Annotated in this window: 17 protein-coding genes; 2 read left to right on the forward strand and 15 right to left on the reverse strand. The window is 61.8% G+C overall.

Annotated features, from left to right (window positions below; all coding sequences use genetic code 11):
• Positions 1–251: 251 nt before the first annotated feature.
• The 15 genes from lepB to PPN31114_RS17655 form a co-directional block, all read right to left on the reverse strand.
• Complete coding sequence (gene lepB, locus PPN31114_RS17585; RefSeq protein ID WP_150680790.1) at positions 252–1166, reverse strand: signal peptidase I; 915 nt, start codon at positions 1164–1166, stop codon at positions 252–254.
• Between the two features lie 18 nt (positions 1167–1184).
• Positions 1185–2990 carry a translation elongation factor 4 gene (gene lepA / locus PPN31114_RS17590; protein ID WP_150680791.1) on the reverse strand — a complete coding sequence of 602 codons (1806 nt, stop codon included), beginning with the start codon at positions 2988–2990 and terminating at the stop codon, positions 1185–1187.
• Between the two features lie 191 nt (positions 2991–3181).
• On the reverse strand, positions 3182–3427 hold the full coding sequence (locus PPN31114_RS17595; protein ID WP_150680792.1) for a glutaredoxin family protein: 246 nt from the start codon (positions 3425–3427) through the stop codon (positions 3182–3184).
• Between the two features lie 11 nt (positions 3428–3438).
• Positions 3439–4950, reverse strand: a complete 1512-nt coding sequence (locus PPN31114_RS17600; RefSeq protein WP_150680793.1) for a DegQ family serine endoprotease — start codon at positions 4948–4950, stop codon at positions 3439–3441.
• Between the two features lie 130 nt (positions 4951–5080).
• Entirely contained in the window at positions 5081–6139 is a 1059-nt protein-coding gene (locus tag PPN31114_RS17605) for a MucB/RseB C-terminal domain-containing protein (RefSeq protein WP_150680794.1), read from the reverse strand.
• Positions 6140–6832, reverse strand: coding sequence for a sigma-E factor negative regulatory protein (locus tag PPN31114_RS17610; protein WP_150680795.1), 693 nt, complete (start codon positions 6830–6832; stop codon positions 6140–6142).
• Between the two features lie 38 nt (positions 6833–6870).
• Positions 6871–7470 (reverse strand): RNA polymerase sigma factor RpoE, encoded by a 600-nt coding sequence (rpoE, locus tag PPN31114_RS17615; protein WP_058375946.1) that lies wholly within the window; start codon positions 7468–7470, stop codon positions 6871–6873.
• A gap of 167 nt (positions 7471–7637) precedes the next feature.
• Positions 7638–8876, reverse strand: a complete 1239-nt coding sequence (fabF, locus tag PPN31114_RS17620) for a beta-ketoacyl-ACP synthase II (RefSeq protein WP_150680796.1) — start codon at positions 8874–8876, stop codon at positions 7638–7640.
• 146 nt (positions 8877–9022) lie between these two features.
• The gene (gene acpP, locus PPN31114_RS17625; protein ID WP_150680797.1) at positions 9023–9262 is read right to left on the reverse strand and encodes an acyl carrier protein; all 240 of its coding nucleotides are present in this window, start codon (positions 9260–9262) and stop codon (positions 9023–9025) included.
• Positions 9263–9398: 136 nt separating this feature from the next.
• Positions 9399–10148 (reverse strand): 3-oxoacyl-ACP reductase FabG, encoded by a 750-nt coding sequence (fabG, locus tag PPN31114_RS17630; protein ID WP_150680798.1) that lies wholly within the window; start codon positions 10146–10148, stop codon positions 9399–9401.
• A gap of 24 nt (positions 10149–10172) precedes the next feature.
• Positions 10173–11102 carry an ACP S-malonyltransferase gene (gene fabD, locus PPN31114_RS17635; protein WP_150680799.1) on the reverse strand — a complete coding sequence of 310 codons (930 nt, stop codon included), beginning with the start codon at positions 11100–11102 and terminating at the stop codon, positions 10173–10175.
• A gap of 174 nt (positions 11103–11276) precedes the next feature.
• Positions 11277–12266, reverse strand: coding sequence for a beta-ketoacyl-ACP synthase III (locus PPN31114_RS17640; RefSeq protein WP_150680800.1), 990 nt, complete (start codon positions 12264–12266; stop codon positions 11277–11279).
• Positions 12267–12305: 39 nt separating this feature from the next.
• Positions 12306–13358: a phosphate acyltransferase PlsX gene (plsX, locus tag PPN31114_RS17645; protein ID WP_150680801.1), complete on the reverse strand. Its 1053-nt coding sequence runs from the start codon at positions 13356–13358 to the stop codon at positions 12306–12308.
• A gap of 118 nt (positions 13359–13476) precedes the next feature.
• Positions 13477–13656, reverse strand: a complete 180-nt coding sequence (rpmF, locus tag PPN31114_RS17650; RefSeq protein ID WP_023594409.1) for a 50S ribosomal protein L32 — start codon at positions 13654–13656, stop codon at positions 13477–13479.
• 128 nt (positions 13657–13784) lie between these two features.
• Positions 13785–14387, reverse strand: a complete 603-nt coding sequence (locus PPN31114_RS17655; RefSeq protein WP_150680802.1) for a DUF177 domain-containing protein — start codon at positions 14385–14387, stop codon at positions 13785–13787.
• Between the two features lie 177 nt (positions 14388–14564).
• Between PPN31114_RS17655 and PPN31114_RS17660 the strand changes: the two genes are divergently transcribed.
• Positions 14565–15200, forward strand: a complete 636-nt coding sequence (locus tag PPN31114_RS17660; RefSeq protein WP_150680803.1) for a Maf-like protein — start codon at positions 14565–14567, stop codon at positions 15198–15200.
• Positions 15197–15913, forward strand: coding sequence for an SAM-dependent methyltransferase (locus PPN31114_RS17665; protein ID WP_150680804.1), 717 nt, complete (start codon positions 15197–15199; stop codon positions 15911–15913). Before PPN31114_RS17660 ends, PPN31114_RS17665 begins: the two co-directional genes overlap by 4 nt.
• The last annotated feature ends 2 nt before the right edge of the window (positions 15914–15915 follow it).

The following is a 15915-nucleotide window of genomic DNA, read 5'->3' on the forward strand; positions in this document are numbered from 1 at the left end:
GCCAAGAAACGACGGGCGAAACCGCCGTCCGACGGGCTTTTCAGACTCGCGTGAGGACGGTGGCTCAGACAAGTCCGGGGCGATCACAGTGAGATCTGCCCGGCCCGCCAAGCCAGCCGCATGATTAAAAGCAAAATCAGAAACAATAATGCGGAAATTGACGACAAACCGCCAATTTCCGCATTAATAACGCTTTACCACCACTTCACTTCCGGCTTACCCCATACGGCGGTAATCCGAGAACCTTCCAATTACTGGAAACCACCCAGCCGCTTGAGGTTCGAGAAGTTCATCCAGATGAAGAACGCACGGCCCACGATGTTTTGCTCGGGCACAAAGCCCCAGTAACGGCTATCCGCACTGTTATCGCGGTTGTCGCCCATCATGAAGTAGTTGCCCGGCGGCACCTTGCAGATCACGCCCTGGCTGTTGTACTGGCAGTTCTGCTTGTTCGGGAAGTCGTCGGCGCCCATGATGTACGGCGGCACGTTCGGATCGTTCAGGATGCGATGCTTCACGCCGCCCACCGTCTCTTCGAACTGCTTGAAGTAAGCGATGTGTTCGTCGTCGAAGAAGTCCGGCATCGCCGTCTCCGGCACCGCCTCGCCATTCACCGTGAGCTTCTTGTTCTCGTAAGCCACCACGTCGCCCGGCACGCCGATCACACGCTTGATGTAGTCCATCGACTCATCTTTCGGGTAGCGGAACACGACCACGTCGCCACGCTTCGGCTCGCCCAGATCGATGATCTTCTTGTTGATCACCGGCAAGCGAATACCGTAGTCGAACTTGTTCACCAAGATGAAATCGCCGACCAGCAGCGTCGGAATCATCGAGCCCGAGGGAATCTTGAACGGCTCGACCACGAACGAGCGCAGCACGAACACCGCCAGAATCACCGGGAAGAAGCTCGCCGAGTATTCCAGCCACCAGGGCTGGCGCAGCTTGTCGTCGCGTACCTTGGCACGCGCACTCGCCAGCGCACCGCCCTCTTGCACGCCCGAGCCCTGAATACCGGAACCCTGCATCGCAAGCTGCTGCTGATCGAATTGCGTCACCGCCTGCTGTGCTGCCCGGCGGCGCGCCGGTTGAAACACCAACTTGTCGGCCACCCAGGCCACCCCGGTAACCAGCACCAGGATCAAAAGAATCAGGGCGAAATTCATGCGGGACCTGTCGCTACGTTATTTGTCTTCGACTTGCAAAATGGCGAGGAACGCTTCTTGCGGAATTTCCACATTCCCCACCTGCTTCATGCGCTTCTTACCAGCCTTCTGTTTCTCAAGCAGCTTCTTCTTACGCGAGATGTCGCCACCGTAACACTTGGCAAGCACGTTCTTGCGCAAGGCTTTGATGTTCTCACGCGCAATAATGTTCGCGCCAATCGCGGCCTGAATGGCCACATCGTACATCTGACGCGGGATGATTTCCCGCATCTTCGCGGCCACTTGGTTACCACGGCGGCGGCTCTCCGAGCGGTGCACGATGATCGACAGCGCGTCGACCTTGTCGCCGTTAATGAGCATGTCGACTTTGACCACGTCCGACGCGCGATATTCCTTGAACTCGTAATCCATCGACGCATAACCGCGCGACACCGACTTCAGACGATCGAAGAAGTCGAGCACGATTTCCGCCATCGGAATTTCGTAGATCAGTTTGACCTGACGGCCGTGATATTGCATGTCGAGCTGAATGCCGCGTTTTTGCTGGCACAACGTGACGACCGAACCCACATACTCCTGCGGCATGTACAGGTTGACCGTGACGATCGGCTCGAGAATCTCTTCGATGCGGCCCGGATCGGGCATCTTCGACGGGTTTTCAACGGTGAGGGTCGTACCATCACGCTGCACCACCTCATAAATCACGGTCGGTGCCGTGGTAATGAGGTCCATATCGAATTCGCGCTCCAGACGCTCCTGCACGATTTCCATGTGCAGCAGGCCCAGGAAGCCGCAACGGAAGCCGAAGCCCAGCGCTTGCGAAACTTCCGGCTCGTATTGCAGCGACGCGTCGTTGAGCTTGAGCTTTTCAAGCGATTCGCGCAGAGCGTCGTACTGGTTGGCTTCCACCGGATAGAGGCCGGCAAACACCTGCGGCTTCACTTCCTTGAAGCCCGGCAGCGGCTCCGGTGCCGGCTTGGTCGTGGTGGTCACAGCGTGCGTGACGGTGTCACCGACCTTGGCAGCGTCCAGTTCCTTGATGCCCGAGATGATGAAGCCCACCTGACCGGCCGACAGCGACTCGCGCTGTTGCGAGCGCGGCGTGAACACGCCGACCTGCTCGACGGGGTACGTAGCCCCCGTGGCCATCAGTTGAATCTTTTCCTTCGGCTTGAGCGTGCCGTTGACCACGCGCACCAGCATCACCACGCCCACGTAGTTGTCGAACCACGAGTCGATGATGAGCGCTTGCAGCGGGCCGCTGGCGTCGCCCTTGGGCGGCGGCACCTTGGCGATGAGGGCTTCGAGCACCTCTTCCACACCAAAGCCCGTCTTGGCCGAGCAACGCACGGCGTCGACCGCTTCAATGCCGATAACGTCTTCGATTTCCTGAATGGCGTTCTCGGGCTCGGCCGACGGCAAGTCGATCTTGTTGAGCACCGGCACCACTTCCACGCCGAGTTCGATCGCCGTGTAGCAGTTGGCCACCGTCTGCGCTTCCACGCCTTGCGAAGCGTCGACCACGAGCAGTGCGCCTTCGCAAGCGGACAGCGAACGGCTCACTTCGTACGAGAAGTCGACGTGTCCGGGCGTATCGATGAGGTTCAGGTTGTAGATCTTGCCGTCGCGCGCCTTGTATTGCAGCGCTGCGGTCTGGGCCTTGATGGTGATGCCACGCTCGCGCTCGAGGTCCATCGAGTCGAGGACTCGGGATTCCATTTCACGATCGGACAAACCGCCGCTCAGCTGGATGATGCGATCGGCCAGGGTCGATTTCCCATGGTCGATGTGGGCGATGATCGAAAAATTGCGAATATGGTCCATGAGGCGGGGCTATAGAAAAGTCGGTGCCATGAAGATTCGGCTCGGCAGCGGCTTTCGAGAGAATCGGCGAACACGACATTTTAGCCGAAAGCGCGGTCATTCCGGCCGAAATCGCGTGCATCGCGGCGTTTCATCGGTGGGGTGGGGGAAGCCGTCCCGCACCATCCGGGGGGGCTTGGCAGATATATGTCCTACGGGGCGCTTAGCGCCGCTTGGACGGCACCGGCATCGAAACGATACCGGCACAACTCGCGCTCGCCTAAAGCGAGCACAGGCACGATCTCGTCGTATTTCGCTTCGAGCGCCGGGTCGCTGTCGACGTCCACCACCGTCACAGAGAAATTCCACGCCGGGCGCAGAGCCTCCAGTGCCGCAAGCATGTCATCGCACAGATGACACCATTTGCGGCCATAGAGGGTCAGCGCCGGCGCGGTCATCGCAAGCCCGCTTACTTGCTGGCCGGCGCACGCGGGCGCAACGGCACGAACTGGGTCGCATCGCCACGGCGCACGAGAATCGGCACCAAACGCTTCGGATCGAGCGCCTTGACCACTTCTTCGAATTGCTTCGCGCTCGTGATATCGGTGTCGCCCACGCGCAGAATGATGTCGCCCTGCTGCAAGCCGGCGCGGCCCGCCGGGCCTTCCGAGAGCTCGACCTGCACGCCGCCGCGCAGCTTCATGTCCTTCTTCTGCGCATCGGTCAGATCGGAGACCACCAGACCCAAGGCATTCGGATGCGGGGTATCGGCAGCGCCGCTTTGCGCCTTCGACGCCTTCGGTGTGTCTGCGTCCGCCTCGGCGATCGTGATGCGCAGGTCTTGATTCTTCCCCTTGCGCAGCACTTGCAGCGTCGCCGTTGCGCCCGGCTTGGTGTCGCCGACCATGCGAGGCAGATCCGTCGCATGATCGACCGAGCGGCCGTCGAACTTCATGATGATGTCGCCCGGCTGAACGCCCGCCTTCTCGGCAGGACTGCCCGGCTCGATGCTACGCACCAATGCGCCTTGCGCACGCGGCAGGCCCAGCGAATCGGCCACGTCCTTGCTGACTTCGCTGATCGCCACGCCGATACGGCCACGCACGACCTTGCCGGTCTTCTTGAGCTGGTCGGCGACGCGCATCACTTCGTCGATCGGAATCGCGAACGAAATGCCCATGAAGCCGCCCGTCTGGCTGTAGATCATCGAATTGATGCCTACCACCTCGCCTCGCATGTTGATCAGCGGGCCGCCGGAGTTGCCGGGGTTCACGGCGACGTCGGTCTGAATGAACGGCAGATAATCGCCCGTGTCGCGGCCCTTGGCCGAGACGATACCGGCGGTCACCGTGTTCTCGAGCCCGAACGGCGAACCGATCGCCACGACCCACTCGCCCACGCGCAGCTTGTTCGAATCGCCGATCGGCACGGTCGGCAGATCCTTGGCATCGACCTTGACCACAGCCACATCGGTGCGCTTGTCGGCACCGACCAGCTTGGCCTTGAATTCGCGCTTGTCGGTCAGCGTGACGTAGATGCTGTCGGCACCGTCGACCACGTGAGCGTTAGTCATGATGTAGCCGTCGGCCGATACGATGAAGCCCGAACCGACGCCACTGTTCTGCTCTTCGTCCGGCTGCGGCTGGCCGCGCTTAGGCGCACCACCCTTCGGCCCCGGTTGCGGCATCGGCACGCCGAAGAAACGGCGGAACAACTCGGCCATGTCGTCGTCCATGCCCGGCGGCAGGCCGCGTTGACTGCGGCTCACGCGCTCGGTCGTACGAATATTCACGACGGCCGGGCCGACGCGATCGACAAGCTGAGTGAAATCGGGGAGGTTGGTCAGCGGCGCAGCCGGTGCGGCTGGCGCTGATCCGCTGGCGGGTGCCGACGCCGGTGCGGCAAAAGCGGCGGGAACTCCCGCCAACGAGGCGGTCACAATGCCGCCGAGCATGACACGAAGCAGGAGAGTCTTCTTCATTGGAAGATCGTAGTGCGCGATAGTCTGGGAATCCCTGAGGGCAACGTCGTCATGCGCATGGCCATCGCTGCCATGTGCCCTTCGCTGCCCGGGCCGCGCCGTCACCGGTCGCGGCCCGCCCGGCAGCCGATTACTTCGCCGGCTGCTTGAATTCGATACTTGCAGCGAACTGTTGCAGAGTCGCCTGCGGCACTTCGCCGAGCAAGGTCAGCCAGTAGTCGCCGTGGCGCTTGATGAGGATGTTGGTCGCCCCAGCGCTGCCGTGGCCTTCCTTGCGGTCACGCGTAGCCGGCTCGATAAACACCGAAAGTCCAGCCATGCCGTCGGAATATACCACCTGCTGGACTTCCAGCGGTTTGCCGTCGGCCGTCGAGCGCATCGTACGGCGGACTTCGCGAACGGCCTTGAAGCCCGGCACCTTCTTGTCGACGTCGATGCTCCAGCCCGCGTCGGACAAATGCGTCGGTGCGATCTGCGGCTTGATGACGTGCCAGCCGTGCGTTGCCTGAATGGCATGCACGATGCGCGCTTTCTCGCTCGGCACACCAATCGAGATCTGCGAGAACGCCGCTTGCTCAAGCATGTGACCGTCGGCATCGATGGTCTGCGCGCGCAGCAGCAAGCCGGTGTTGCGATCGGCCCACAGACGGTAGCCGAAACGGTACTCGTCCTTCGGCGTGAGTTCGATCACCATGCAGTCGAACCCGGCCATGCGCTCGTTCGGCAGCAGCTTCGGCGTGTAGAAATCGAGAACGTCGCGGTTAGGCGTCGCGAGCAACGCGGGGAACGAGTCCTTGCTCTCGCGCTTTTCCTGGAAAACAGTCTTCTGCTCCGGAATCAGCGTGTAGACATCTTCGTTCTGCCGGAGAATTCGGCGCTGACGACCGTCGAGCGTTTCGAGTTCTTCGTACTCGTTGCCCTTATCGGCAAAGTGGCTGATCTTCGATGAACGCATGGTCGAGCCACGCTGATACACGAAGGTGCCGATGTAGTTCTGGGTCTGCGCCGCGCGATGGATCTTGTTGAGCCATGCGCTGACTTCGCGCCGCTCGACCAGCGGGTCGGCAGACGGCGCCGAGGCCTGTGCCCACGCCTGCGATTGCAGTGTGGACACCAGCAGGAAGGCAAACAGGAAGAAAGTGCGCCCCAAGGGCGCACGCGGCAAGGATTCGATACTCAGGCGCTGCATTTATTCATCCGCTTGCGCCGAGGCTCGCATATAAGGAGACACACCCTGGCCGATCGGCGCCGGGGCGTATTGCTGATGCGCCGCCAGATACTGGTCCAGACGCGCATCGCGCAGCACGATCAGATCGTTCGGACCTGCACCGTTGGCCGCCGCGGCAACCGCTTGCGGCTGCTGCGTGAGCGTCACACGGGTCAGGTTCGTACCCGCGGCAGCTGCCGGGGTTGCCGTCTGTGCCAGCACTTGCGGTTGTGCGCCGCCCGCCGGGTGATCTTGCAAACGCGGCACCACCACCCACGACAGGGCAGCGACCGCAGCGGCGGCAGCGGCCGTCGGCAGTACGCGGCGCACGCGCAGGAACGGATTGATACGAGTGATGCGCGAGCCGGCATTGCTTGCCGTTTGTGCGGCGCTAGCCTGTGCATCGGCCAGTGCGGCCGGCGCGAGCAGGTGCGGCTCGGCTTCGAGACGCGCGGCGAACGAGGCCATGAAGGCCGATTCCGAGCGCGGTAGTGTCAGTTCATCGGAACGCAGTGCGTCCCCGATCAGATGGTAGTCATCCCACAGAGGCCGGCCCGAAGTATCCGCCTCGTCCAGCAGGGCTGCCAACTCGTCCGGATCGAATTCCCCGTCCACCAACGCGGAAATCCGCTCGGCTTGCAGCCCCCGCTGCGTTTGCACCGTCGCTGATCCCATGATATCCCCCAACGAAAATAACTTCCCCGGCGGCGCGCTCACCAGCGCTTACCGTCAGGCGTGTCCAGCAGCGGCCGAAGCCGGCTGGCAATCGCTTCACGCGCCCGGAAAATTCGCGAACGGACCGTTCCGATCGGGCACCCCATGGCTTCGGCGATCTCTTCGTAGCTCAAACCCTCGATTTCTCGCAGGGTAATTGCCGTTCGAAGTTCATCGGGCAAAGCCTCCATCGCCGCGTTGACCGTTTGAGCAATCTGCTTGCTCATCAGCATCGACTCAGGCGTGTTGATATCCCTTAGTTGATCGGCCTCGGCAAAAGTTTCCGCTTCTTCAGCGTTTGCTTCAGTCGAAGTCGGTGCACGACGCCCCTGGGTTGCCAGGTGGTTCTTCGCCGTGTTGACAGCAATACGGTACAGCCAGGTATAGAACGCCGACTCGCCGCGAAACTGCGGCAAGGCACGGTAGGCCTTGATAAAGGCCTCCTGCGTCACATCCTCGACCTCGGCGTGGTCGCGCACGAGCCGCGATACGAGGCGGATGATCTTGCGGTGATATTTCGCGACCAGCAGCTCGAAGGCGGCTTTGTCGCCTTTTTGCACGCGCTCGACAAGCGCCTGGTCGATTTCTCGTTCACTCACCTGATATGGATCCGTTTTTTCTCTGGCTGCCAGGTCCCGGTCGGGCCTGATTGCACCATGGCGGCACTTGCCACCACAGCTGGATGTGTCTTGTACGCCGCACGCCCGGGCACACTCACCGGCGCGTGGGTCAGCGGGACGGGACGCCTGCGCGGCGTCCCGCGAACTTAGACTCGCTGGAAGACCAGCGTGCCGTTAGTCCCGCCAAAACCGAAAGAGTTCTTCAATGCGACATCAATTTTCATGTCGCGGGCCACGTTTGCGCAGTAATCCAGGTCGCAAGCGGGGTCTTGATTGAAGATATTGATCGTCGGCGGCGATTTTTGATGATGAACAGCCAGCACGGTGAACACCGATTCCAGGCCACCCGCGCCACCCAACAGGTGACCGGTCATCGACTTGGTGGAATTCACCACGACGTTCTTGGCCGCATCGCCCATCAGACGCTTCACAGCGACCGTTTCGGCGATATCGCCCAGCGGCGTCGACGTGCCGTGTGCATTGACGTAATTCACCGCATCGGCGTTGATACCGGCGTCGCGCAGTGCATTCTTCATCGAACGCAGCGCGCCGTCGCCGTCTTCGCACGGTGCGGTCATGTGGTACGCGTCGGCACTCATGCCGAAGCCGGTCAGCTCGGCGTAGATCTTCGCGCCGCGCGCCTTGGCGTGCTCGTACTCTTCAACCATCATCACGCCAGCGCCTTCACCCAGCACGAAGCCGTCGCGATCGCGATCCCACGGACGGCTCGCCGTCGCCGGATCGTCGTTACGCGTGGAAAGCGCAGTCATCGCAGCAAAGCCACCGATGCCCAGCGGCGAAACCGTCGATTCAGCACCGCCGGCGAGCACAGCGTCCGCATCGCCGTACTGGATCATGCGCGCAGCTTGACCAATACAATGCAGACCCGTCGTGCAAGCCGTGACGATAGCAAGGTTGGGGCCCTTCAGGCCGTACTTGATCGACAGGTGACCCGAGATCATGTTGATGATCGAACCCGGCACGAAGAACGGGGAGATCTTACGCGGACCACCGTTGAGGGCCGCAATCTGGGTGTCTTCGATCATCGGCAAACCGCCGATACCCGAACCCACCAGCACGCCAATGCGCTCGGCGTTGGCTTCGGTCACTGCGAGGCCACTATCTTCGAACGCTTGAATGCCTGCGGCGAGCCCGTAATGGATAAACGTATCCATACGGCGGGCTTCCTTCGCGGAAATGTACTTCTCGGTCTCGAAGTTCTTAACTTCGCCGGCGAAGTGCACTTTGTGGGCACTCGAATCGAACTTCGTGATGTTGGCGATGCCCGATCGGCCAGCGACCAGATTTTCCCAACCTTCGGCAACGGTATTGCCGACCGGCGAGATCAGGCCCAGACCAGTAATGACGACGCGACGACGACTCACGATACTCCCCTTCTTCTGCTGGGTCATACAAAACAAAAGCCACAGAGGCGACAGGGTTCGACCCCGTGCTCCCTGCGGCTGACAGGCATCCCTGGCGCCGGGAACCGGTCGGCACCCCGGCCGGCCAGGCGATCCATAAGCCCTGTTTAGGCCTTGACGTGCGCGCTTGCGTAGTCGATCGCTTGCTGCACCGTCGTGATCTTTTCGGCTTCTTCGTCCGGAATTTCCATACCGAACTCTTCTTCCAGGGCCATCACCAGCTCGACCGTATCGAGCGAGTCGGCACCCAGGTCATTCACGAAGCTCGATTCGTTCTTGATCTCCGCCTCGGCAACGCCAAGTTGTTCCGCGACGATCTTCTTGACGCGTTGCTCAATGTTATCCATGCAAACCCTCCGGGGTAGTTAGTTCAGACAAGTGCGCGCATTTTAACAGGTTTGCCGTGCAAAGTTAGCCTGCGCCAAATAATGTTCAACGCCTTGCAAAATCGCATAATTATACGATTACTTACGCGATCCGCTCTTAACTCATAAACATGCCGCCATTCACGTGCAGCGTGGTCCCGGTGATGTAACCGGCCTGCGGCGACGCGAGGAATGCCACAGCATTCGCGATATCTTCCGGCGCACCGAGGCGGCCCAGCGGAATCCGTGCCTTCAGGGCTTCGTGCTGAGCTTCGCCCAGCGCCTTGGTCATATCGGTATCGATGAAACCCGGCGCGACGCAGTTGACCGTGATGTTTCGGCTGCCGATCTCGGCGGCCAGCGAACGCGTCATGCCTGCGACACCCGCCTTAGCGGCTGCGTAGTTGGCCTGCCCCGGGTTACCGGCCGAGCCGACCACCGAGGTCACGTTGATGATGCGGCCGTTACGTGCCTTCATCATCGGCTTGATCACGGCACGCGACAGGCGGAAGATCGCCTTCAGATTCGTGTCGATAACGTCGTCCCACTCGTCGTCCTTCATGCGCATCGCGAGGTTGTCGCGCGTGATGCCAGCATTGTTGACGAGGATGTCGAGCTTTCCGTGTTGCTTGAGGATGTCATCGAGCGCCGCAGCCACGCCTTCGGCGTCGGTCACGTTCAAGACGATGCCTTTTCCCGAAACACCGGCTTCGGCGAAATACGCATCGATTCCCGCCGCGCCCGCTTCGCTCGTGGCGGTACCCACGACGGTCGCGCCCTGACGGGCCAGTTCGAGGGCGATGGCGCGTCCGATGCCGCGCGATGCGCCGGTCACCAGCGCCACGTGATTGTCGAGTTGCTTGCTCATGAGAGAAATACCTTTGCGTGTTGCTTACGAGAGCTGCGCGCGCACGTCGGCGAGCGATGCCGGGTCGTTGATCGAAAGGCCCGTCAGGCTGCCTTCGATACGCTTGGTCAGGCCGGTGAGCACCTTGCCCGGACCGCACTCGACCACTTGCGTGACGCCTTGCGCGGCAAGCCACTGAACCGATTCCACCCAGCGCACCGGCGCTGCCGCCTGACGCACCAACGCATCCTTGATGCGGGCCACGTCGGTCTCGACGGCCACATCGACGTTATTCACGAGCGGAATTTGGGGGGCGTTGAACGTCACACCCGCCAGATATTCGCGCAGACGGTCCGACGCCGGCTTCAGCAGCGACGAGTGGAACGGAGCCGACACCGGCAGCACCAGCGCGCGCTTGGCACCGGCAGCCTTCGCCAGTTCGCATGCCTTTTCGACGCCCGCCTTCGCACCGGCGATCACCACTTGCGCCGGGGCATTGAAGTTCACGGCTTCGACCACGCCAGCCGCCGATGCCTCGGCGCACACGTTACGCACGGTGTCGTCGTCCAAACCGAGAATGGCGGCCATCCCGCCCTGCCCGACCGGCACGGCTTCCTGCATGGCTTGCGCACGGAAACGCACGAGCGGCACGGCGTCCTTGAACGCAATCACGCCAGCGGCCACGAGCGCGGTGTATTCACCCAGGCTGTGACCGGCCACGAAAGCGGGCACGGCGCCGCCGTCCGCCAGCCATGCGCGATACATCGCATAGGCGGCAGTCAACATGACCGGCTGGGTATTGGTGGTGAGGTTGAGATCTTCGGCCGGGCCAGCTGCGATCAGCTTGGCCATATCTTGCCCGAGGGCATCCGAAGCTTCAGCGAGGGTTTCGCGCACAACGGCGTTATCGCCGAAGGCGTCGAGCATGCCCACCGATTGGGATCCTTGTCCCGGGAAAACGAAAGCGAATGTCATGGCGCTTGGGTTTGCAGTCAGATTCAGGAAACATTGCGGCGCTCGCTCGCGCGTCGTCGTGACACGCGATGCAGTGTCGCTGCGCGCGTTGCGTTCCCGCAGGAACACCCAACACGCGCGCGACGCCACGGCGCCGAAGGAGCTTACGCGCTTATTACACGCTAACTTACGCGCTTACATACGGAACAGCACCGCGCCCCAGGTAAAGCCGCCGCCAACGCCTTCGATCATGACGTTTTGGCCCGGCTTGATGCGGCCGTCGCGAACCGCCACGTCGAGCGCGAGCGGAATCGAGGCAGCCGAGGTATTGCCATGCTGGTCGACGGTGACGACCATTTTTTCTTCGGGCAAGCCCAGCTTGCGGGCCGTGCTCGTCATGATGCGCAGGTTGGCCTGATGCGGAATCAGCCAGTCGATCGCCGACTGCTCCAGTCCGGCCTTCTCAAGGGCCTCGTGGGCCACTTTTTCCAGCACCTTCACGGCCAGCTTGAACACCGCCTGGCCATCCATATAGAGGAACGCCTCACCCTGCACCGCGCCGCCGTTCACATTGCCCGGCACGCACAGAATGTTCGAATGGCTGCCGTCGGCGTGCAACGCGCTCGCCAAAATGCCCGGCTCATTCGAGGCTTGCAGCACGACCGCGCCGGCACCGTCGCCGAACAGCACGCAGGTGGTGCGGTCGTTGAAATCGAGAATACGCGAGAACGTTTCGGCGCCAATCACCAGCACGTTGCGGTGGGCACCTGCACGAATGAAGTTGTCTGCCGTGGCCATCGCGTAAGCGAAGCCCGAGCAAACGGCCTGCACGTCGAACGCGGCGCAGCCGTTGGTGATGCCGAGCTTGTTCTGCACGAGGCAGGCCGTACTCGGAAACACGAAGTCAGGCGTGGACGTGGCGACGATGATCAAATCGAGGTCGCTGGCATCGATACCCGCCATCTCGAGGGCACGCTTGGCGGCCTCGGTGGCCATGTCGCTGCTCGACTGATCGGGTGCCGCGAAATGCCGGGCCTTGATACCGGTGCGCGCGACGATCCACTCGTCGCTCGTCTCGATGCCGCGCGTGGCGAGCTCGTCGGCCAGCTGCTGGTTGGTCACGCGTCGCGCCGGCAGGTAACTGCCGGTACCGATGACACGGGAATGAATCGCGGACTGGGTCATCTTATGATCGGTTAGAGCGCCGGGGCGGGGCCGCCGGCATCAAAGCGCCGGAATGGCGCTCACCGGCTTGTTGTCCTGGAGCTGGGTTTGATTCTCTTGCATGGCGCTCGACAAGCGATCGAGCACACCATTGCGAACTGCATCATAGCCGCGTTTGATAGCCCATTCAAACGAGTAGGCGTCGGCCGAGCCGTGGCTCTTGATGACGAGTGCGCGCAACCCGAGCAACGCCGCACCGTTATAACGACGGTGATCGACGCGGTGCTTGAAGCGGGTGAGAATCGGCAGCGCGATGACAGCGATCACTTTGGTCCACCACGTACGGGTGAATTCCTCACGGATCATGTCGCCGAGCATTTGTGCCAGGCCTTCGGAAGTCTTGAGCGCGACGTTACCGACGAAACCGTCGCAGACCACGATGTCGGTGGTGCCGCGATAGATGTCGTTACCTTCCACGTTGCCGTAGAAGTTCAGCGTGGAGGCGCGCAACAGCTCGCCTGCCTGCTTGATGACGTCGTTGCCCTTGATCACTTCTTCGCCGATGTTGAGCAAACCGATCGACGGACGGTCCTTACCGTCGACGGCCGCCACGAGCGCATGGCCCATTTCGGCGAATTGCAGCAAGTGAGTCGGCTCGCAATCCACGTTGGCGCCCAGATCGAGCATGGTGGTGTATCCACCCTTCTCGTTAGGCAACACCGTGGCAATGGCGGGACGCTCGATACCCGGCAGCGTCTTGAGTACGTAGCGCGAAACGGCCATGAGCGCACCGGTATTCCCGGCGGACACGCAAGCCTGCGCGCGCGCTTCCTTGACCAGGTTCAGCGCCACGCGCATCGAGGAGTCTTTCTTCTTGCGCAGGGCGGTCTCGACCGAGTCGTCCATGGCGACGACTTCGGTGGCGTTGACCACGGACAGGCGCGGGTGATCCGTCACACGCAGCTTTGCGAGCTGCGCGTTGATGGCTTCCTGCTGCCCGACCAGCACGAGCTCGACATCGTCGGTGGATTGTACGAAGTGAACCGCGGCCGGCACCGTCACCGATGGGCCGTGGTCACCGCCCATACAATCGATCGTCAGGGTGACTGTCATGTCGACGTGATTGGCTTGCGGTACAAGTAACAAAAAAAGCGGCAGGATGAGTGCCGCTTTTGCCACATCGGACGATCAAACAGCGCCATGATGGGCGCGTGTCGTCGGTGGGGCCGACTTAGTCGTTCTTGGTCTTGATGACCTTACGACCACGGTAGAAACCGTTCGGCGAGATGTGGTGACGCAGGTGCGTCTCACCCGACGTCGGCTCGACGGCGGTCGACGGTGCGGTCAGGAAATCGTGCGAACGGTGCATGCCGCGCTTCGACGGCGACTTCTTGTTCTGTTGAACGGCCATGATAACTCCTCAAAATATCGCGAAATTTTAACACAGTTCGAGCGCCGCCCTACGGTGTCGGCCTGTCGGCCCGACCTGTGCGACTAACGCAAACATGTACTTTGGTGAGCCGGAAACCCGGCCGCACTTTACTTTCCGTCCTTGTCCGGCGAGCGCTTGAGCGCTGCCAGCGCCGCGAACGGAGACGGCTTATCCTCTTCTTCGGGCTCGGGGGCCGGTTCGGCCAACCCGTCGCTGCCCGTGGCCAGGCTGTCGTGCACACTCGGACAAACCTCGTGTTTGGGCACAATCGGCAAGGCCAACAGCAATTCTTCCTCGACCAGCTCGCGCAGATCGAAATGTTTCGAGCCGACCAGCGCCTCGAGTTCGTCCTCGTCGAGCGGACGGGCTTCAGCAGCCGCATCGTCACGCACGATCTCGAACGTCGTTTCCGAGTCCAGCGGCTCCTGATACGGCGTGAGGCAACGCTGGCATTCCAGCCACATCGGCCCTTCGACCGTCAGCGTCAGGAACTGAGCCACGGTGGGGCTGCCATCGGCACGCAACACCTGCTTTTCGCTGCCTTCGGCGCGCCAGTGGAACACGCTTTGTGTACGGCCGGCCTCCGAGACTTCGGCAGGCACTTCGGTTACCATGCGCGGCAATGCCGCAAGTTGCACGTCACCTTCCGCCACACGGCCGGTACGCGCGAATTCGAACAGATCGACGATATATTCGTTCATCACGCTCATCCTTGCCTTGGCGCATCTGGCTGCATATTCAACGTCCCTTGCCCTCGCAGCGCCTTGATCCGACGCCGTTTCCCGGGGTTCGAACCTTGATCGCGCAGACTGGCGGGACCGAGCGCCAGATTGCAAAAGCCGTGAATTCTAAATAGTTTTTCGTTTCTCGTCAAACACTTAAACCCGATGACCGCACAGCCCCTGCCACCGCTGATCCTGGCCTCCGGATCGCGCTATCGCCGTGAACTGCTTGAGCGCTTGCGCCTGCCGTTCACGGTCGTCGTCCCGAACATCGACGAAACCCCGGCACCCGGCGAAACCCCACACGACACCTCGCTGCGCCTGTCGTGCGAAAAAGCCCAGGCCGTCGCCGCAAGCCACCCGGACGCCCTCATCATTGGCTCCGATCAGGTCGCCACGTTCGAAGGCCGCCAAATCGGCAAGCCCGGCAGCTTCGAGAACGCCATGGCGCAGTTGCGCGACATGCGCGGCAAGGTCGTGGAATTTCACTCCGCCCTTTGCCTGTACGACGCCCGCAGCAAGCGTAGCCAGTCCACTGACGTCGTGACGCGGGTGAAGTTCCGCGATTTGCCGGACAACGTCCTCGCCGCGTATCTCCACGCCGAAACGCCTTACGACTGCGCTGGCAGCGCCAAGTCCGAAGGGCTCGGCATCATGTTGCTCGAAACCATCGAAAACGACGATCCGACGGCCCTCATCGGCCTGCCGATGATTGCGCTCACCACCATGCTGATGCAAGCGGGCGTCACTATCGTGCCGGGCGTCGATGCCGCGCAAAGCGCGTCGGGAGCGGCAGCATGAGCGGCACGCTGTATCTGATTCCGAATACCCTCGGCACCGCCACGCGCGGCGGCCTGCCCGCCGTTCTGCCTGAAGACGTTCGCGCGGTCACCGCGGGCCTCACGTACTTTGTCGGCGAGCAGGCGAAGAGCACCCGCGCCTTCCTGAAGCTGGTCGGTGTGAGCACCCCCATTCAGGAAATCGAGATTCGTGAGTTGAACGTCAACACGCCGCCAGCGGCTGTCGATGCCCTGCTCGCCCCGATTCTCGCAGGTGCCGATGGCGGTCTCGTGTCGGAAGCCGGTTGCCCGGCGGTTGCCGATCCGGGCGCGCTGCTCGTGCGACGTGCGCATGAGAAAGGCGTTCGCGTGGTGCCGTTCGTTGGACCGAGCTCGATTCTGCTGGCCTTGATGGCGAGTGGCCTGAACGGCCAAAGCTTCGCGTTTCACGGCTATCTGCCGACCGACGCCGGTGAGCGCAGCAAGCGGCTGCGCGAACTGGAACAACGTTCGCGCAAAGAAAAGCAGACGCAAATCTTCATCGAAACGCCATACCGCAACAAAGCAATGCTCGACGCGCTACTGCAAAGCTGCGACGCCTCGACATTGCTTTGCGTCGCGGTCGACGTCACGCAGGAGGCGGAGCAAATCGTCACTCATCGCGTGAAGGGCTGGCCGCAAAATACGGTGGAATTGCACAAACGCCCGGCAATTTTTCTATTTCTCGCGCAGTAGCC

This window comes from Pandoraea pneumonica (assembly GCF_902459645.1).
In the GTDB taxonomy this organism is placed as follows: domain Bacteria; phylum Pseudomonadota; class Gammaproteobacteria; order Burkholderiales; family Burkholderiaceae; genus Pandoraea; species Pandoraea pneumonica.

Coding starts and splice junctions, on each gene's coding strand:
- lepB (WP_150680790.1), bottom strand. CDS start 1,166: ATGAATTTCGCCCTGATTCTTTTGATCCTGGTGCTGGTTACCGGGGTG.
- PPN31114_RS17665 (WP_150680804.1), top strand. CDS start 15,197: ATGAGCGGCACGCTGTATCTGATTCCGAATACCCTCGGCACCGCCACG.
- fabG (WP_150680798.1), bottom strand. CDS start 10,148: ATGAGCAAGCAACTCGACAATCACGTGGCGCTGGTGACCGGCGCATCG.
- lepA (WP_150680791.1), bottom strand. CDS start 2,990: ATGGACCATATTCGCAATTTTTCGATCATCGCCCACATCGACCATGGG.
- fabD (WP_150680799.1), bottom strand. CDS start 11,102: ATGACATTCGCTTTCGTTTTCCCGGGACAAGGATCCCAATCGGTGGGC.
- acpP (WP_150680797.1), bottom strand. CDS start 9,262: ATGGATAACATTGAGCAACGCGTCAAGAAGATCGTCGCGGAACAACTT.
- PPN31114_RS17640 (WP_150680800.1), bottom strand. CDS start 12,266: ATGACCCAGTCCGCGATTCATTCCCGTGTCATCGGTACCGGCAGTTAC.
- PPN31114_RS17660 (WP_150680803.1), top strand. CDS start 14,565: ATGACCGCACAGCCCCTGCCACCGCTGATCCTGGCCTCCGGATCGCGC.
- PPN31114_RS17595 (WP_150680792.1), bottom strand. CDS start 3,427: ATGACCGCGCCGGCGCTGACCCTCTATGGCCGCAAATGGTGTCATCTG.
- PPN31114_RS17600 (WP_150680793.1), bottom strand. CDS start 4,950: ATGAAGAAGACTCTCCTGCTTCGTGTCATGCTCGGCGGCATTGTGACC.
- rpmF (WP_023594409.1), bottom strand. CDS start 13,656: ATGGCCGTTCAACAGAACAAGAAGTCGCCGTCGAAGCGCGGCATGCAC.
- PPN31114_RS17605 (WP_150680794.1), bottom strand. CDS start 6,139: ATGCAGCGCCTGAGTATCGAATCCTTGCCGCGTGCGCCCTTGGGGCGC.
- plsX (WP_150680801.1), bottom strand. CDS start 13,358: ATGACAGTCACCCTGACGATCGATTGTATGGGCGGTGACCACGGCCCA.
- PPN31114_RS17610 (WP_150680795.1), bottom strand. CDS start 6,832: ATGGGATCAGCGACGGTGCAAACGCAGCGGGGGCTGCAAGCCGAGCGG.
- PPN31114_RS17655 (WP_150680802.1), bottom strand. CDS start 14,387: ATGAGCGTGATGAACGAATATATCGTCGATCTGTTCGAATTCGCGCGT.